We start from the raw sequence: 15,510 nt of genomic DNA, 5'->3' as shown, positions 1-15,510 counted from the left end.
GCCTTCCTTGTCGCGTCTCGGAACGCGCTTCTGCATTGACTACATTGCTTCTCTCGCTCCAGACGGATCGCTTGCGCCGGCGCTTTCTGCTCTCGCCATAAGAATTGTCTCGATCTTGCCGGTTTGAACGTCATTGACGATCTTGAATGTACCGGACTGGTGGAGTTCGGCGAGCCCCTCCGAGATCGGAACGTTGCTTGCCGCTAAAACGGCCTTGATGTCCTCAATTGTCTGCTCGAGGGACGCAATCGTCGGTTCGTTGTTATCCAACCGGGTGAGTAGGTATCGGTAGCAAGTCTTGCCCACGTGTGTGAACTCCATGAGTATTACGGACAGATGTTCGAGCGCGAGGCCGAACATCACGGGTTTCCAACAGCGTTCGAGGCCAGATATGCCTTCGTTGACGGCGGCGGGATGTTCGCGCCCGAAACAGCGAGATAGACTGAGACATCAAGCGTGCAGCAGGTGATAATTGCCAAGGGAAGGCCGACGCTGAACCCTTGGTCGGGCGACTTGTCGAATGAGCTCCTTGTCATAGTCTATTTCCTTTCCTGATATGCGGAAGGGCAATGGCGCGCGCCCTCTCCGAGGCATCAGTCCACCAATCACGCGGCAATGACGTAAACTCCTTCGGCCGTTAAACCACCGTTCTCGATATTTTTGCCCGCGGCAGCGTCCGCGCCGGCCTCACTCTTCATTTTCAACGTATCCGCGCAGGCACTCGTGTCCGGTCGCTCCTGCGTGAGGGACGATGACATTGGCGCCATCCTGGGAGGTGCTGGCACCATTGATGGACTGTTCCTGCGCCATGGACGCTCCACCGAAGAATGCAGGGCCACTTGCGAGCACAGCGGCAATCGTCTTTTTTGAAACAATGTTCATGGTGTTTTCCCCTTCCAGTTCTCGCTCTACGCGCACAGGTGCTCACCGAGCCATCAACACAGGCGCCACGCCGGTGTTCCTCGCACAGGGCTTTTGCCAGGAGGGATTGGACCAAAGTCCATACGAGGACAGAGCAAATGGACCGTCCTTTTCCGCATAGGCCCTGACATCGACTGCGTTGATGAACGTAGAACGTTCTTGCGCGTTGCACCGGCGAGAGCGCAGGATAACCAACATGACGGTTTACAACTCGGCGAAAGCAGTCCTTACAATCGGCGTGGTCTTGGCGGTTGTGGCGGTGCCCGTTCACGTCGAATGGAAAAGCGGTACGCTAGCCCTTACGCTTGCCAGCGCAGATGCGAAGAACGGCAACGGGGGTGGACATGGCGGCGGCAGCGGCGGTAAAGGCGGATCTGACAGCCGAGGCGGTAAGGGATCTGACAGCAAAAGCAGCAAAGAACGAAATGGCGCGACTGGTAAGGCAAAGGGGCGGCCCGCATCAGTCGCCAAGAAGGAAGTCACACCCAATTCCGTTTCAGTTCGCTATCGCAACGGGTACCTGGAGCAGGTCGTCAAAGGCCGCTTCATCATGAAGGATTCGAAGGGCCGGACGATTGTGAACCGCAAGGCAACGGCACAAGACCGCATGCGTCTTCTTTTGAAAGCGATCGTTCCTTAACCCAGATGGGCCGGCGCCGTTTCGCCTGCATCTCGGAACGCCATCGCTGCCTCGGTCCGGTTGCTAACGTTCAATTTGGCGAATATGCGCGTCAAATGATGTTTGATCGTCTTCTCGTGAAGGTCGAGATCGCGCGCAATCCGCTTGTTACTGAGGCCTGCCGCCACGAGACGTAGCACATCATACTCACGCTCGGTCAAGTCACGGATGCCCGGTGTGGATGGGTGGTCTCCCACTTGCGATAGATCAGCTATCATCCGCGCAGACAGGGAAGGTGAGAGATACATCTCGCCACCTTGAACGGCTCGCAAGATTTCGGAGAGGGCACGCGATCCGACACCTTTAAGCACGTAGCCCTTGGCTCCCAGTCTCAAAGCCGTTGCGACGTCGGAATGAGATTCCGATACGGTCAACACGATGATTTTCTGTGCCGGCCGTCGCTCCAGGATCGAAGCCACCGCATTGAGACCACCGCCCGGCATCGAGATGTCTAACAGCATGAGATCCGGGTCCGCCTGTTGTGCGATCGCCTCCGCATCCGCACGACTGCCGCCTTCACCGACGATATCGTACCCTCCGATGTCCATCAGACAACTTGTGACGCCCTCCCGGAAGATGGGGTGGTCGTCAACGACCGCAACGCGGATCGGACTCATGTCGGTGTGCCTCCATGTTGTGCAGGGGTAATGTCATTGTCACGATGGTGCCTGCGGGGGCCGGCGCTACGTGGAAGGTCCCTCCCAGGCTCTCAACTCTGTCTCTCATTCCGGCCAGGCCTATCCCGCTACCACCTGAATTCAGCTGCGATAGACCAGGCCCTGCATCGCCGACCTGGACTTCGATTCCGTCATCGTATTGTGCTATGTTGACCCACTGGCCCAAACCGGCCGCGTGTTTATACCCGTTGTTGAGAGACTCCTGAATGAAGCGGTAAATGCAGATCTTCGCCGCGACTGGCAAAGCCTTGATCGTAGCCCGATTGCGCAATTCGACCGTCTTACCTGTACGCGCGCGGTAACTGTTCAGTAACTCCTCCAACATTTCAGCGAGACTGACCGACTCGACGTGCGGTAGCACCAATCCCGTACATATCGTGCGTATTTCGGACATTGCCTCATCCAGACTGGCCTTGATAATGCTGACCTCTTTCTCTCGACGTTCCTTGGACGTGCCTGGATCGGATAGAAGACCGCTATCAACTCTTAGGGCGGCAAAGGCAACCAACTGCGCGGGCCCGTCGTGGAGGTCAGCCCCGACAGTGCGAAGATAGCTCTCGTTGAGGGCCGTGGTGGCAGCGGCTGCGCGCTGGATGCGAGACTTGAGAGCATCATTTTGGCTTAAAAGATGTGTCAGTTCGGCAATGCGAGATTCAAGTTCCCGGCTCTGATGGCTTATAGTCTTGCTTCCCCGGAAAACGATGGCGGACAAGGTGAGAAAGAAGGCGAGCGTGACAGCGGCAACCGCGCTCCAACTCTGCCACCGGGCTACAGACAGGTCCACCTTCAAACCCTCTGCAAGCTCGTAGAATTCCGTAACCGCGACAACTTCACCGGACCATGGTTGTAGCAGCGGGCTATAAATCTCAAGGAGCGGAAGGCCCGACTCCCTTTCAGCCGCACTCTCGACGTCGTCGAGTTCATCGAACTCAGCAACCAGCTCTCCGCTGAACGCCTTCTGCAAATCCTCACTCGGCGTAAACTGTTTTCCGATTTGGGCTGGGTCGCTGGAGTAAAGTATCCGCCCGTCAGGAGACCAGAGACGAAACGCCTTGAGCCGCTGGCCCAACGGCCCCTGCGCCAAGGTCTCATCGAGCGCTCGGCTGCTGGTTTCATCGAGGATTTCGCTGCTTGCCATATCAGGGAGCACGGGAGCGATAATGCTGTCGACGTAAAGCGCAGTCGAGGCGGCGGCGTTGCGGGTAACGGCGTTTTCTATCAAGTGTGTAACGAAGAGTCCGACAACCGCCATCGCGCCGAAGGAGAAAGCGCTGCCGACGATGAAGAACTGACGGGCAAGGGACTGGCGCCCCCAAACGGAATTGCGTTGAGGCTGTTTTGTCAACTCTATACACGCGGGATTTGATGCGTTCACGCGCGTTCGCACCCTCGGTTTCCTCCGCTCGGGAAGAGGTATTCCTAAGCTCCCCCCGAACGAATTAAGCGAGCATTGGTTCCGTCGAGATGACCGCCCGCCCTTTCACCACAAGTGGCAGGCGGAATGCGTCAGTTCAGCACCTGCACCACCGTGTACGTGCTGGGATCGACGATGACCCTCTGCTTGTTGACCACTGCATAGGCATAAGTCGGGTCTTCGGGAATCGGCGTCAGCACCACAGTCTTCGGGAGGGGCTTGCCGACTTCCACCACTTCCTCAACGACAATCGTGTCGGACGGTATCGGCTGTTGTTCGACGTAGGTGACGACCTTCCGCGGCGGCGGATCGAGCGCCGTCCCTGCAATTGCGCCAACGACACCGCCTACGGCGGCACCGACTGGTCCGCCGACGACTGCGCCGGTTACGGCGCCGCCTGCTGCGCCCGTTACGGCACCATCATTGTCGTCATCGGCCATCACCGGCGATGTGAGAAGAGCGGCTGCGATGGTAGCCGAGGCAAGAAGATTGAGTTTCATAGTTCCACTCCTTTGGGTTGGACGGCAAAGGAAGCGGTCTGGCTGACGAAGGTTCCGACGTTAGGACCAATGCCTGCACGAATACGGACAAAGGTCTGACTGATGCTCGTAGCCGGAACCATTGCCGCAGCCCGCCGCTTTTAAAACGCGAAATACCAAACATTGAGAGGACTTAATAATGAGACCGCTTCTCTTGGCCATCGCGTTCGTCGGCGCATCGACCTTTGCTGCCTTTGCGCAGACTTCGACCACCCCTTCGACGGATGGCGACACGCCCGCGGTTGCGACCCCCGACAGCAAGAACGCGACCGCGCCGGTCGAAGGAGCCAACAGCTTCACGGAGGATCAGGCGAAGGAACGTCTCATCGAGGCCGGCTATGCCGACATCGCGGACCTGAAGCTCGATGACAAGGGCATCTGGCGCGGCACGGCCACCAAGGACGGCAAGTCCGTCACCGTCGCGCTCGACTACCAGGGCAACATCGTCACCGAGTGACACCACAGTTCGAGGATATCTCCATGACAAAGACCGTAACCGGACTCTATGACGACTATTCTGATGCGCGCGCTGCCGTCAGCGCCCTCGAGGCGCGTGGCGTTCCCTCCAACGATATCAGCATCGTCTCGAACAATGCCGATGACCGCTATTCCAAGGATACCAATGCTGCCGAAGGTGCTGGTACCGGTGCTGGGATCGGTGCCGCGGTCGGCGGCGTCGGCGGCCTTCTGACCGGCCTCGGCATCGTGGCCATTCCGGGCGTCGGTCCAGTGGTCGCGGCCGGCTGGCTCGCCGCCACGGCGGCGGGCGCCGCTGCTGGCGCGGTCGCCGGCGGCGCGGCAGGCGGCCTGATCGGCGCAATGACGGATTCGGGCGTTCCGGAGGAGCATGCCCATGTTTATGCCGAAGGTGTGCGTCGTGGCGGCACGCTGGTGACAGCGAGGGTCGATGAAAGCCTGCACGCCGAGGCCGAGGCGATTCTTCGTCAGAACAACTGGGTCGATCCCGCCGCACGGCGCGCCGATTACGCTGAACAGGGCTGGACCCGTTTTGAGGACACGCTTGACCCGTATGGCCCGGCGGACATCGAGCAGGAGCGCCTGCGATACCGCCGATAACTCTGCGACAGGCGGCTCCAAGGAGCCGCCTGGCTCGACTGCAGAAAAGTTCACCTTCCTTCGTTCGGAGAAAAACTATGAACCGCATCATCTACATTGTTGGCTTGATTGTCATAGTGATTGCAATCCTCTCATTCCTTGGCCTGCGCTAGGGCGCCAACACGGACTGCGGCAGGCAGCGAATGGAGCAACAATCATGAAAACATTGGCAGCCATCATCGCGAGCGTTCTGCTGTCGATTGTCACATTTTCTCTCGGTGTGTTTGGAGCGACCCTTTATCTTTCGACACCTGAGCCGGCTTCGCTATCGAGAACCATCGGGGTCGCGGATCTATGGACCACCGAGCCTAAAGTCGTTGCGCGAAACCGGCACCAGCTGGAAGCTGCCGAGGGCGAAGAGATGTCGGCATCGCGCATCGAATTGGGCAGCCTTCCCAATGAGACCCATGACCAGCAAAGCTTTTTGGATGCTCAGCCGGACGAATTTGTCACGAGCTCAATTGCTGAAGACCAAAACCCCGGTCCCAAGACGCTGTCCCGCGAACATGTGCAATGGTGTATTTCGAGGTATAATTCCTATCGAGCCGACGATGACACATATCAACCCTATACCGGTAAACGCCGGCATTGCGTTTCTCCCTACTTTGCGAATGGAGCTCCTATCCATGACGAGGACAGAGGAGCCGCTGAAGAAGTGCTTTTGAGCTCAGATCACTCGCTCGGGGACGGCTACAAGAATGCTCCACTGGTTACCGCTGATCTTGAGGATCACACGCGCAAGTGCGGTGAGCGCTACAAGTCCTATCGCACGGACGACAATACATACCAGCCATATAATGGTGGTCCACGGCGTCAGTGCCAATGAAAAGCGCGAGCTGGACAGAACCTAAGATAAGACGGACGCACCGCCCGTGAGGATCGTGGAACTTTATAAGGTTTTCGCATTCGTCCACCACCTGCCCAGAGCCTTTTCTTTGAAGGGCTTGTCCTAATTAGACCGGTCATTAGCAAATTATAAACTGGGAAAATTTGAGCCGGGTCACCCCGCCAGAGAGTCAATATGCTACGCCGAGACACATCCGTTAGGTGGTTGAGGACACATAGCGTGATCATTCTGGGACGAGTCATCTTCGCATCCCCGAAGACGGCGGGCCACTCGCCGAAGGCCAGGTTCGTGGTGATGATGATCGAGGTGCGTTCGTAGAGGCGGCTGATGAGGTGGAAGAGAAGCTGGCCGCCGGCCTGGGCGAAGGGCAGATATCCCAGCTCGTCCATTATGACGAAGTCGAGCCTAGAGATGAAGTCGGCGAGCCGTCCCTGCTTGCCGTTGCGCGCCTCTTTCTTGAACCGTTGACCAAATCGACGACGTTGTTGAAGCGTCCGCGCGCGCCGTTGCGGAACAGGGCGCGGGCAAGCGCGATCGACAGGTGGGACTTTCCCGTTCCAGTCCCGCCGACCAGAACGATGTTGTGCTGCTCGGCGAGGAACGAGCCTGCCGCGAGCTGACGCACCAGCCCTTCATTGACCGGTGTGCCGGTTAAGTCGAAGTCTTCGATGTCCTTGGCCAGCGGCAGCTTGGACGCCAGGACGGCCCGACCATTCTCGTCGGCGACTCCTGGGGTGGCGTTATGATTACGGAAGCCGGCATCGTCCCCAAGGTCACTGGCCTGGTCTACGTCTCCGCTCCGTCGCCGGATGTAGTCGAAACGACCGCGCAGCAGTATGAGGGCTACACGACAGCGCCGGAGTTCGTGATCTAACCGACTGCCGATGGCTACGGTTTCCTGAAGGCCGGTACGTTCAAGGCGGGCTTTGCGGCTGACATGACCGATGCGGACGCTGCTTTCCTGGAAAACTCCAAGGTGCCAGTTAACCTGTCCTCCTTCGGTATCAAGCTGGAAAATGCCGCCTGGCGCACCAAGCCAAGCTGGGCAGTCATCGCCCGCCAGGACAAGGCCTTCGACCAGCGCATGCTGCAGAACATGGCCAAGCGCATCGGCGCCAAGGTGACCGAGGTCGACGCCAGTCATGCGCTGTTCGCGACTCAGCCCGGAGTCATCGCCGATGTTATCGATCAGGCCGCGAAGAGCACAGTGAAGGTCGCTGAGTGAAAGCTGATACGAATAGCGGCGGACGGCGTAAAGCCGTCTGCCAGCATCTTTATGGTGGCTGCATCCAATACCTCAGTGCATTGGAGCATGGGACGCAATTGGACCAGTCTGCAATGCTCGACTACAGCCTTGCCTCTCCTAGGCGGGTGAGGGGAAGCGTGTCTGCGTGCTCCGACCGGCTAATCACTGGTGTGGACAGAAGCTGGTCTTTGCGTGACGCGGAATTCCCGCAAGCGGCGGTGCAAACATATTAAATGATTGCGAAACTGCATGGTCGAAGGTTCTGATCCCTTCAAGGCGCTCCCAAATATTTGGCTGATCTCTGCATCCCAGTCAGATCGTGTCCACGTAGGTGGTGTAGCTGACGGCTGATGGCCGTGCTTTCCGACATAGGGTCGGAGGGATATCAACGGGCCACAGCGGGCAAGCTGATTTGGGATCATCGCTCATTTGCGCCATGGTCTCTGCGCAGCTTCGGAATGCGAAGCTCGACCGCGCCAGCTTGCGTCTCCCAATCGCGGTCACGGTAGTCGTTGCGCTGTGCAAGCCGCATCGGGTTCTTCTCCCCGAACCCTGCATCCGTACATCCGTAGCTGAGCCGACCTCCAGCTCCATCAGCCGTTCAGCCGCAAAGCCGATCATCTCGCGCAACAAATCGGCATCAGCGCTCCTCTCAACGCGAGCGCAGGTTCATCATGTCTATGGTCATCAGCGATCTTTCCGTCAGGTTGTGTCTTGAACAACCCGACCCTAGCGGAAAACACTGATGACCGCCCGCACAGCCCCTCACTCGCTACAGCGCGATTGGGCGCGCGCTCGCGAGCGTCTGTGCTACCGCCGAACTACACCACTCGGTGGGACACGATCTGGGCAGGAATGGCTCAAGAGCCTTATCATCGTCTGAGATCACTGAATGCATTTACTGCTACAAGACGTTTCGATCCTTTACCCCGTCCAGCGCGGTGCGCTTGCGGCAGTATTCAAAGTTTGTCTGCCCCCATCAAACGCAATGCTGTGTAAGGTTTTCCCAATCGGACCGGAGGGTTGGCCGTCGTGGCCATATGCTGGTTCTGCGTGCCTTGGGGAAAACCATGGATCTGGAAAAGATCAAGACGCTTCTCGATTTCGTCGGCCGCTCGCGCATCTCGGAATTGACGGTCAGCGAGGCGGGTACGACCGTTGTCATCCGCAATTCCTCCCCGACGGCCGAGACCGGGCATGCGCCTGCGGTCCCGTCGCCGGCATCGCCCGTCTCTGCGCCCGCCGAACCGGCCGGCCGGAACCATGAAGCGGACAAGCGGCTGGTGCGGTCGGCTCTTGCTGGTGTTCTCCACCAAGCGGCAAGCCCCGGCGCGGCGCCGCTGATCGCCCTGGGCGATAGGGTCGAGGCGGGGCAGGCGCTGTGCATCGTCGAGGCGATGAAGGTTTTCACCACGGTGAGCGCGCCCTTCGGCGGTACGGTCAAGCGCATCTTCTTCGAAGACGGGCAGGATGTCGCCTTCGGCGATCCGATCGCGGAGATCGTCTGATGGAGGTCCCGTTCACCTCCGTTCTGATCGCCAATCGCGGCGAGATCGCCGTGCGCATCGAGCGCGCATGCCTGGAGCTCGGGCTGCGGCCGGTCCTTATCGCGTCCGAAGCGGACAAGGCAGGTCGCGCCGCGCCGAAGGACGGCGGACCGCTTGTCATCGGCCCCTCCGCACCCGGGCGCAGCTATCTCAACCAGGCGGCCATTCTGCTGGCTGCCCGCGTGACGAGCGCGGAGGCCATCCATCCAGGCTACGGCTTTCTGTCGGAAAACGCCGATTTCGCCGAGGCGGTGGAGGAGGCCGGGCTTACCTTCGTCGGGCCGCCGGCATCCGCGATCCGCATCATGGGCGACAAGATCGCCGCCAAGCGGGCGATGATGGCCGCCGGCGTACCCTGCGTGCCGGGGCCGGGCGAGCCATTGCCGGAGGACGCTGAGGCGGTGCGGGCAATCGCGGACGAGATCGGCTATCCCGTGATCGTCAAGGCGGCCGGCGGCGGGGGCGGGCGCGGCATGCGCGTCGTGCGCGAGAGCGCCGAGGTTGCGGATGCCATCGCAATTACCCGCGAGGAAGCGCGCCGCGCATTCGGCAAGCCCGAACTCTATATCGAGAAATTCCTGGAGCATCCGCGCCACGTCGAATTCCAGGTTCTGTGCGACAATCACGGCAATGCCGTCTGGGTTGGTCATCGCGATTGTTCCGTCCAGCGCCGGCACCAGAAGGTCGTGGAAGAAGCGCCGGCGCCGGGCATCGCACCCGATCTTGCAGAACGGATCGGCGCGCGCTGCGCGGAAGCCTGCCGGCAAATCGGCTATCGCGGCGTCGGTACCTTCGAGTTTCTCTACGAGAATGGCGAATTCTATTTCATCGAGATGAACACCCGCCTTCAGGTCGAGCATCCCGTCACCGAAATGACGGCGGGTGTCGACCTTGTGCACGAGCAATTGCGCGTCGCGCAGGGTGCACTGCTAGATGAGGCCCGCTTTGCCGGCACGGCACAGGGCCATGCCTTCGAGTGCCGCATCAATGCGGAGGATCCCACCACCTTCGTCGCCGCGCCGGGACGCATCACGGCGGTCCGCTTCCCGAGCGGGCCTGGCGTTCGCGTCGATAGCCATGTTTCCGCGGGGTATCGCGTTTCGCCCTACTACGATTCGCTGATCGCCAAGCTGATCGTCTATGCGCCGACCCGCGAAGTCGCCATCCGCCGCATGCAGGTCGCCCTCGCCGAGACCCGCATCGAGGGCATCGCCACCAACCTACCGCTGCACGCGCGGATCTTCTCCGATCCGGATTTCGTGCGTGGCGGCGTCGATATCCACCATCTTGAAAAACGGCTGAGGGAGGAACCCCGTGGCGAGGCGTGACCGCTCGACGGACAGGAACACGATCGGCGATCTCTCCGATCCAGCCCTGATCTCCACCCTGACCGGCTGGCTGGAAAGCTCCGGCGCCAGGGAACTGGAAATCGCCACGCCCGACGGCGGCGTGCTGAAGATCGCATTGAATGCCGGCGCCCGCCCGGTGCACAGGGCCGACCCCATGCCGGACATTCCGGCCGGACGGCCGGACGGGCGTATCGTCAAGGCGCCCCTTGCCGGCCGCTTCCATGACAGGCATCCCGCCGTTGCCGACGCCGGGCCGCTTGCCGGCGAGGGCAGGGCGCTTGAAGGCGGCGCAATAGTCGGTTTTGTCGAAGTGGGGCCGACGCTGCTTCCGGTGTTCATCCGCGAGGGCGGTGTGGTCAGCGATGTCCATGTCCGTACCGGCGACCTGATCGGCTATGGCGATGCCATCGTGACGATGGAGGCCTCTCGATGAGCTTCCGGCAAGCCGCCCCCGCCTCCATCGTTCCCGACACCGACGATCAGGCACGCATTTCCTTCATAGGCACACGCGCCTTCCTCATCGAGGCGCCCGGTGCCTTCGACCTGCCGAACCAGCGGCGCATCTGGTCTTTGTCGCACGCACTCGAAACCCGGCCCGACATTGCCGAGATCGTGCCGGGCATGACGAACCTGCTGGTCATCCTCAAGGAGACGCCCGATGCGTCCGACGCGATCGTCCTCGCGCTGCAGGAGGAATGGCGGCGTGCGCGGGGTGTCGATCTTGCCGGCCGCGAGATCGAGATCGCCGTCACCTATGGCGGCGAACATGCGACGGACCTGCCGGCGCTGTGCGACCTGTCCGGCCTCTCCGACCGGGAGGTGGTGCGCATCCACCACGAAGGCACCTACCGCGTCTTCGCGCTCGGAAGCGCCCCGGGCTTCGGCTACCTGCACGGGCTCGACCCGCACATTCACATGCCGCGCAAGACCGTGCCTTCGCTGCACATGGCCCGCGGCTGCGTGACCATCGGCGGCATGCAGACGGGCGTCGCCGTGCTGACGGGGCCGAACGGCTGGAACTCGATCGGCTTTGCCGAACTCCAGATGTTCGACCCGATGGCGGCTCTTCCCGCCGTGATGGCCCCCGGCGATACCGTGCGTTTCCGTCCTGAAAGGATCGAGCTGTGATCGAGATCGTCTCAACCGGCCCCCTGAACACGATCCAGGACCTCGGCCGTCCCGGCTATCGCAATATCGGCGTCACCGCCTGCGGTGCTATGGACACGCTGGCGCTGAGGATCGGCAATATCCTCGCCGGCAATGCGCCCGATGCCGCCGGCATCGAAGTGCAGACCTTTCCGTTCCGTGTGCGCTTTTTCGAGCGGGGCGCCTTTGCCGTGACCGGCGCGGACTGCCGGGCGACGCTCGACGGCGTGCCGCTGCCGCCCTGGTGGGTGACGGAGGCGCAGGCGGGCCAGGTGCTGGAATTCTCGCCGCCCTTGAAGGACGCGCGCGCCTGTCTCTGCCTTGCCGGCGGGGTGGATGTCGCTCCCGTCATGGGCTCACGCAGCACCTCGCTGCGCGGTGGTTTCGGCGGGATGGAGGGGCGCGTGCTGGCCGCGGGCGACCGGATCGCGACGGGCACGGCGGCGGGCGGCTTCCTGCCGAAGGGCGGTTTCGGCGTCGTGCCGCCGGCCACGGCCCTGAAGGATGTCTTCCCCGTCGCCGAGGGCGGCGCACTTATCATCCGGGCGTTGCCGGCGGGGGAACACGATCTGTTCGGTACGGACGCGGAACGGTTCTGGGGGCAGCCGTGGAAGATTTCCGCGCGCAGCGATCGCACTGGCTACCGGCTGAGCGGCGATCCGATCCATCCAACCGAGGTGGTTGAGATGCGTTCGCACGGCGTCGTGCCCGGCGTCATTCAGGTGCCGCCGGCAGGTGAGCCCATCGTGCAGATGAGCGACGCCAACACGGCGGGCGGCTATCCCAAGATCGCCGGCGTCATCGAGGCGGACCTCTGGCGGCTGGGGCAGGCGCGTATCGGCTCGCTGCTGCGCTTCATGCCGGCGACGCATGCGGAGGCGAAGGCCGTGGAGACGGCGCTTACGGCCTATGTCGCCGATGTTCAGAAGACTGCCCGGCTGGTGCGCCAGGCACTCGCCGCCATGGCTTAGGAGTTTCCCATGCAGGTCGATCTCAATTCCGATATGGGCGAGGGCTTCGGCCCCTACCGTCTCTGCGACGACGAGGCGATGATGGATGTCGTCACCTCCGCCAACATCGCTTGCGGCTTCCATGCCGGCGATCCCGATACGATGGTGCGCATGGTGCGCCTGGCGCGGCAGCGGGGTGTCGATGTCGGTGCCCATCCCGGTCTGCCGGACCGGCAGGGCTTCGGCCGCCGCGAATTGCCGTTCGGGCCGGACGAATTGCGCCAGCAGATGCTCTACCAGCTCGGCGCTTTGACGGCGATTGCCAAGGCCGAGGGCGTCACGGTCTCCCATGTCAGTTTCCATGCGGCGATGGGAAACATGGTCAACCGCGATCCCGCGCTTGCCTCGGCCATGATGGCGGCGATCCACAGCGTCGATCCCGGCCTCATCGTCTTTGCGACAGCGGACAGCGTGATCGAGCGTGCCGCAATCGAGGCCGGGCTGAAGACCCTGACCCTCTTTCTCGCCGACCGTGCCTATGACGCCAAGGGTGCGCTCGTGCCGCGCGGCCAACCCGGCGCCCTCGTCAAGGACGAGGCCTCTGTGCGCGCCCGCGTGCGAAAATTCCTCCTCGACGGGACTGTCACGGCCATCGACGGAACTGTCATTCCGATGCGCGCGCGCTCCATCCTCGTGCACAGCGACACGCCCGGTTCGCTCGACCTTGCCCGCACCGTGCGCAGCGAGATCGAAGCGGCCGGTGGCACCCTCACGCCCGTTTCCAAACTCCTGCGATAATTTCCGTCCCATCGAAAGCGACCACCATGCCCGCCATAGCCGACCGCCTGCAGAACGTTTCCGTCTCCGCCTCCGCCGCGATGACCCAGCGCGCCCGCGATCTCACGGCCAAGGGCATCAAGGTCATCAGCCTGTCTTCCGGCGAGCCGGATTTCGCCACCCCCGCCAATGCCGTCGAGGCGGGCTATGCGGCTGCGCTTGCCGGCGATACGAAATATCCGCCGCTCGACGGCACCCCGGCCCTGCGCCAGGCGATTGCGCGTAAATTCAAGCGCGACAACAATCTCGACTACGATGCCAGCGAGATCGTCGTTGCCGGCGGCGGCAAGCAGATCATCTTCAACGCCGTCATGGCCACCTGCAATCCCGGCGACGAGGTGGTCATCCCGTCGCCCTCCTGGATCAGCTACGCCGATATCGTGAAATTCGCCGGCGCCGTGCCGGTGCCGGTCGATTGCCCGCAGCAGAACGGTTTCAAGCTGCGCGCCGAAGACCTGGATGCGGCGATCACGCCGCGCACGAAATGGCTGTTCCTGAATTTCCCGAACAACCCGACGGGTGCGGCCTGCTCGCGCGCCGAGATGAAGGCCATCGCCGAGGTGATGCTGAAACATCCGCATGTCTGGATCATGACCGACGACATGTACGAGCACCTGATCTATGACGGGTTTGAATTCTGCACCATCGCCGAGGTCGAACCGCGTCTGAAGGACCGCGTGCTGACGGTCAACGGCGCTTCCAAGGCCTATGCGATGACCGGCTGGCGCCTCGGTTTCTGCGGCGGGCCGAAGGACCTCATCAAGGCGATCAGCAACGTCAACGGCCAGAACAGCGGCGGCACGTCCACCATCACGCAGGCCGCCGTCGCCGCCGTGCTCGACGGGCCGCAGGACCTCCTGAAGGAGCGGGCGGCGATCTATAAGACCCGGCGCGATTTCGTCGTGGACCGGCTTGGCGAGATCGATGGCGTCCGCTGCCACAAGCCGGAGGGCGCCTTCTACGTATTCCCGAACATCGCCGAGCTGATCGGCCGGACGAGCAAGGGCGGGCGCCGGATCGAGACGGACACGGATTTCGTGCTCGCCCTGCTCGACGAGCATCATGTCGCTACCGTGCAGGGCGCGGCCTATGGCATGAGCCCGTTCTTCCGCATCTCCTACGCCACGAGCATGGAGCGGCTGGACGAGGCCTGCGGCCGCGTCGCCGAATTCTGCGCGGGTCTGCGCTAACCCTGGCCCTTGAGGCGTGCGGTCAATTCCATCAGGATGGACCGCACTGCCAGGGCGGGCTCTGAAAGCTCGCTCTGGTCGGAAACGCAAAGCGACAGCGTCTCCTCGACCCGGGGCGTCACAATGCGTGAGACGATCGGTTCGGAACTCTCGGCGACGATACGCTCGGCGATGGCACGCGGCATGATCGTCGCGCCGACGCCGCGGCTGACGGCACGGCCGAGCGTGCGCACGATCTCCACCTCCGCCACCACGTTCAGCGACAGGCGGCCGCGGGTGAAAGCGAGGTCGATGGCGCGGCGCACGAAATTGTAGGGCGGCGGCAGGAGGAGTGGCAGGTCGTTCAGCGCGCTCACCGGCAGCGGCGCGTCTCCGGCCTCGATGCCGAAATCCTTGTGGGCGACGAGGTGAAATTCTTCCGTGAAGACCGGCTCGAAACGTACGCCCTTGATCGGCCCGGTGCCGTGGATGAGCGCCATTTCCAGGCGGCCGTTCATGATCATCTGGCTGTAAGTCTGGCCGACGCTTTCGGTAAGATGCAGAAGGATGCCGGGATGGCGCTTGCGGGTTTCGGTGAGGAGGTCGACGGAGAGCGTCGCCGCGCTCGAAAACGGCACGAGGCCGACCGAGACGCGGCCGACGAGCGTCGAGCCGGCCGCCGTCACGTCAGCCTGGGCCTGGTCCATCTGGCGCAGGATGATCTGGGCGTGGCGATAGACGGCCTTGCCCGCTTCGGTCATCGAGACGCCCTGCTGGCTGCGGATCAGCAGTTTCTGGCGGAAGTGATCCTCCAGCGCGGCAAGCTGCTGGCTGAGGGCCGGCTGGGCGATGTGCAGCACGTCGGCAGCGCGGGTGATGCTGCCGGTATCCACGATGACGATAAAGGATTTGAGACGCCTGATATCCATATGCCGAACCAGTCCTTGACGGTGCCGCATGTTACAGGCCGGAAGGATTGCGGCAAGCCCATAAGGCTTCCTTATCCATCCAGATTCAAACGGTCTTATTCAGAGCGGAAAAGCTTCGCTACTCTCTCTTTCAACAACAGGGGA

Annotated in this window: 17 protein-coding genes and 3 pseudogenes; 12 read left to right on the top strand and 8 right to left on the bottom strand. The window is 61.9% G+C overall.

Going from position 1 to position 15,510, the window contains the following annotated elements; translation table 11 throughout:
- Window positions 1-39 precede the first annotated feature (39 nt).
- Both Q9316_RS24310 and Q9316_RS24305 read right to left on the bottom strand, forming a co-directional pair.
- Window positions 40-360, bottom strand: a complete 321-nt coding sequence (locus Q9316_RS24310; protein ID WP_306035867.1) for a hypothetical protein — start codon at window positions 358-360, stop codon at window positions 40-42.
- A 327-nt stretch (window positions 361-687) separates the two neighbouring features.
- A complete protein-coding gene (locus tag Q9316_RS24305) occupies window positions 688-882 on the bottom strand; it encodes a hypothetical protein (RefSeq protein ID WP_306035866.1) in 195 nt (64 codons plus the stop codon).
- 235 nt (window positions 883-1,117) lie between these two features.
- On the opposite strand from Q9316_RS24305, the gene Q9316_RS24300 reads away from it, so the two are divergent.
- Window positions 1,118-1,561 carry a hypothetical protein gene (locus Q9316_RS24300; protein WP_306035865.1) on the top strand — a complete coding sequence of 148 codons (444 nt, stop codon included), beginning with the start codon at window positions 1,118-1,120 and terminating at the stop codon, window positions 1,559-1,561.
- Here Q9316_RS24300 and Q9316_RS24295 read toward each other — a convergent pair.
- The 3 genes from Q9316_RS24295 to Q9316_RS24285 all read right to left on the bottom strand — a co-directional run bounded on the left by Q9316_RS24295 (window position 1,558) and on the right by Q9316_RS24285 (window position 4,191).
- A complete protein-coding gene (locus tag Q9316_RS24295; RefSeq protein ID WP_306035864.1) occupies window positions 1,558-2,217 on the bottom strand; it encodes a response regulator in 660 nt (219 codons plus the stop codon). The two genes, Q9316_RS24300 and Q9316_RS24295, sit on opposite strands and share 4 nt — an antisense overlap.
- Window positions 2,189-3,652: a sensor histidine kinase gene (locus Q9316_RS24290; protein WP_306035863.1), complete on the bottom strand. Its 1,464-nt coding sequence runs from the start codon at window positions 3,650-3,652 to the stop codon at window positions 2,189-2,191. The genes Q9316_RS24295 and Q9316_RS24290 overlap by 29 nt, the downstream gene beginning before the upstream one ends.
- 131 nt (window positions 3,653-3,783) lie before the next feature.
- Entirely contained in the window at window positions 3,784-4,191 is a 408-nt protein-coding gene (locus tag Q9316_RS24285; RefSeq protein WP_306035862.1) for a DUF1236 domain-containing protein, read from the bottom strand.
- A 178-nt stretch (window positions 4,192-4,369) separates the two neighbouring features.
- On the opposite strand from Q9316_RS24285, the gene Q9316_RS24280 reads away from it, so the two are divergent.
- The 3 genes from Q9316_RS24280 to Q9316_RS24270 all read left to right on the top strand — a co-directional run bounded on the left by Q9316_RS24280 (window position 4,370) and on the right by Q9316_RS24270 (window position 6,172).
- On the top strand, window positions 4,370-4,687 hold the full coding sequence (locus Q9316_RS24280) for a PepSY domain-containing protein (protein ID WP_306035861.1): 318 nt from the start codon (window positions 4,370-4,372) through the stop codon (window positions 4,685-4,687).
- A gap of 23 nt (window positions 4,688-4,710) precedes the next feature.
- Complete coding sequence (locus Q9316_RS24275; protein WP_306035860.1) at window positions 4,711-5,307, top strand: general stress protein; 597 nt, start codon at window positions 4,711-4,713, stop codon at window positions 5,305-5,307.
- A gap of 196 nt (window positions 5,308-5,503) precedes the next feature.
- Window positions 5,504-6,172 carry a BA14K family protein gene (locus tag Q9316_RS24270; protein ID WP_306035859.1) on the top strand — a complete coding sequence of 223 codons (669 nt, stop codon included), beginning with the start codon at window positions 5,504-5,506 and terminating at the stop codon, window positions 6,170-6,172.
- Between the two features lie 257 nt (window positions 6,173-6,429).
- Here Q9316_RS24270 and Q9316_RS24265 read toward each other — a convergent pair.
- Window positions 6,430-6,887 (bottom strand): annotated as a pseudogene (locus Q9316_RS24265) (ATP-binding protein); the annotation flags it as partial.
- Between Q9316_RS24265 and Q9316_RS24260 the strand changes: the two are divergent.
- Window positions 6,873-7,418 (top strand): annotated as a pseudogene (locus tag Q9316_RS24260) (alpha/beta fold hydrolase); the annotation flags it as partial. The pseudogenes Q9316_RS24265 and Q9316_RS24260 overlap by 15 nt on opposite strands.
- A gap of 463 nt (window positions 7,419-7,881) precedes the next feature.
- Here the strand turns inward: Q9316_RS24260 and Q9316_RS24255 are convergent.
- A pseudogene (locus Q9316_RS24255) lies at window positions 7,882-8,127 on the bottom strand (transposase); the annotation flags it as partial.
- 382 nt (window positions 8,128-8,509) lie between these two features.
- On the opposite strand from Q9316_RS24255, the gene Q9316_RS24250 reads away from it, so the two are divergent.
- Genes Q9316_RS24250 through Q9316_RS24220 form a run of 7 tightly spaced genes read left to right on the top strand, consistent with a single transcriptional unit; the run spans window position 8,510 to window position 14,458 of the window.
- Entirely contained in the window at window positions 8,510-8,947 is a 438-nt protein-coding gene (locus Q9316_RS24250; protein WP_306035858.1) for an acetyl-CoA carboxylase biotin carboxyl carrier protein, read from the top strand.
- The gene (locus Q9316_RS24245; RefSeq protein ID WP_306035857.1) at window positions 8,947-10,314 is read left to right on the top strand and encodes an acetyl-CoA carboxylase biotin carboxylase subunit; all 1,368 of its coding nucleotides are present in this window, start codon (window positions 8,947-8,949) and stop codon (window positions 10,312-10,314) included. The genes Q9316_RS24250 and Q9316_RS24245 overlap by 1 nt, the downstream gene beginning before the upstream one ends.
- Window positions 10,301-10,768 (top strand): hypothetical protein, encoded by a 468-nt coding sequence (locus Q9316_RS24240; RefSeq protein WP_306035856.1) that lies wholly within the window; start codon window positions 10,301-10,303, stop codon window positions 10,766-10,768. Before Q9316_RS24245 ends, Q9316_RS24240 begins: the two co-directional genes overlap by 14 nt.
- On the top strand, window positions 10,765-11,463 hold the full coding sequence (pxpB, locus tag Q9316_RS24235) for a 5-oxoprolinase subunit PxpB (RefSeq protein ID WP_306035855.1): 699 nt from the start codon (window positions 10,765-10,767) through the stop codon (window positions 11,461-11,463). Before Q9316_RS24240 ends, pxpB begins: the two co-directional genes overlap by 4 nt.
- Window positions 11,460-12,452, top strand: a complete 993-nt coding sequence (locus tag Q9316_RS24230; RefSeq protein WP_306035854.1) for a biotin-dependent carboxyltransferase family protein — start codon at window positions 11,460-11,462, stop codon at window positions 12,450-12,452. Before pxpB ends, Q9316_RS24230 begins: the two co-directional genes overlap by 4 nt.
- A 9-nt stretch (window positions 12,453-12,461) precedes the next feature.
- The gene (locus tag Q9316_RS24225; protein ID WP_306035853.1) at window positions 12,462-13,229 is read left to right on the top strand and encodes a LamB/YcsF family protein; all 768 of its coding nucleotides are present in this window, start codon (window positions 12,462-12,464) and stop codon (window positions 13,227-13,229) included.
- Between the two features lie 26 nt (window positions 13,230-13,255).
- Complete coding sequence (locus Q9316_RS24220) at window positions 13,256-14,458, top strand: pyridoxal phosphate-dependent aminotransferase (RefSeq protein ID WP_306035852.1); 1,203 nt, start codon at window positions 13,256-13,258, stop codon at window positions 14,456-14,458.
- Here the strand turns inward: Q9316_RS24220 and nac are convergent.
- Window positions 14,455-15,366 carry a nitrogen assimilation transcriptional regulator NAC gene (gene nac / locus Q9316_RS24215; RefSeq protein WP_306035851.1) on the bottom strand — a complete coding sequence of 304 codons (912 nt, stop codon included), beginning with the start codon at window positions 15,364-15,366 and terminating at the stop codon, window positions 14,455-14,457. The genes Q9316_RS24220 and nac overlap by 4 nt on opposite strands.
- Window positions 15,367-15,510 lie beyond the last annotated feature (144 nt).

The sequence above is a fragment of the Shinella zoogloeoides genome (assembly GCF_030733845.1).
Taxonomy (GTDB): Bacteria; Pseudomonadota; Alphaproteobacteria; order Rhizobiales; family Rhizobiaceae; genus Shinella; species Shinella zoogloeoides_C.
This window is presented reverse-complemented; position numbering and strand designations above follow the sequence as displayed.

Excerpts from the sequence above, each read along its gene's own strand:
- Q9316_RS24310 (WP_306035867.1), bottom strand. The coding sequence starts at position 360 with ATGTTCGGCCTCGCGCTCGAACATCTGTCCGTAATACTCATGGAGTTC.
- Q9316_RS24305 (WP_306035866.1), bottom strand. The coding sequence starts at position 882 with ATGAACATTGTTTCAAAAAAGACGATTGCCGCTGTGCTCGCAAGTGGC.
- Q9316_RS24300 (WP_306035865.1), top strand. The coding sequence starts at position 1,118 with ATGACGGTTTACAACTCGGCGAAAGCAGTCCTTACAATCGGCGTGGTC.
- Q9316_RS24295 (WP_306035864.1), bottom strand. The coding sequence starts at position 2,217 with ATGAGTCCGATCCGCGTTGCGGTCGTTGACGACCACCCCATCTTCCGG.
- Q9316_RS24285 (WP_306035862.1), bottom strand. The coding sequence starts at position 4,191 with ATGAAACTCAATCTTCTTGCCTCGGCTACCATCGCAGCCGCTCTTCTC.
- Q9316_RS24280 (WP_306035861.1), top strand. The coding sequence starts at position 4,370 with ATGAGACCGCTTCTCTTGGCCATCGCGTTCGTCGGCGCATCGACCTTT.
- Q9316_RS24275 (WP_306035860.1), top strand. The coding sequence starts at position 4,711 with ATGACAAAGACCGTAACCGGACTCTATGACGACTATTCTGATGCGCGC.
- Q9316_RS24270 (WP_306035859.1), top strand. The coding sequence starts at position 5,504 with ATGAAAACATTGGCAGCCATCATCGCGAGCGTTCTGCTGTCGATTGTC.
- Q9316_RS24250 (WP_306035858.1), top strand. The coding sequence starts at position 8,510 with ATGGATCTGGAAAAGATCAAGACGCTTCTCGATTTCGTCGGCCGCTCG.
- Q9316_RS24245 (WP_306035857.1), top strand. The coding sequence starts at position 8,947 with ATGGAGGTCCCGTTCACCTCCGTTCTGATCGCCAATCGCGGCGAGATC.
- pxpB (WP_306035855.1), top strand. The coding sequence starts at position 10,765 with ATGAGCTTCCGGCAAGCCGCCCCCGCCTCCATCGTTCCCGACACCGAC.
- Q9316_RS24225 (WP_306035853.1), top strand. The coding sequence starts at position 12,462 with ATGCAGGTCGATCTCAATTCCGATATGGGCGAGGGCTTCGGCCCCTAC.
- Q9316_RS24220 (WP_306035852.1), top strand. The coding sequence starts at position 13,256 with ATGCCCGCCATAGCCGACCGCCTGCAGAACGTTTCCGTCTCCGCCTCC.
- nac (WP_306035851.1), bottom strand. The coding sequence starts at position 15,366 with ATGGATATCAGGCGTCTCAAATCCTTTATCGTCATCGTGGATACCGGC.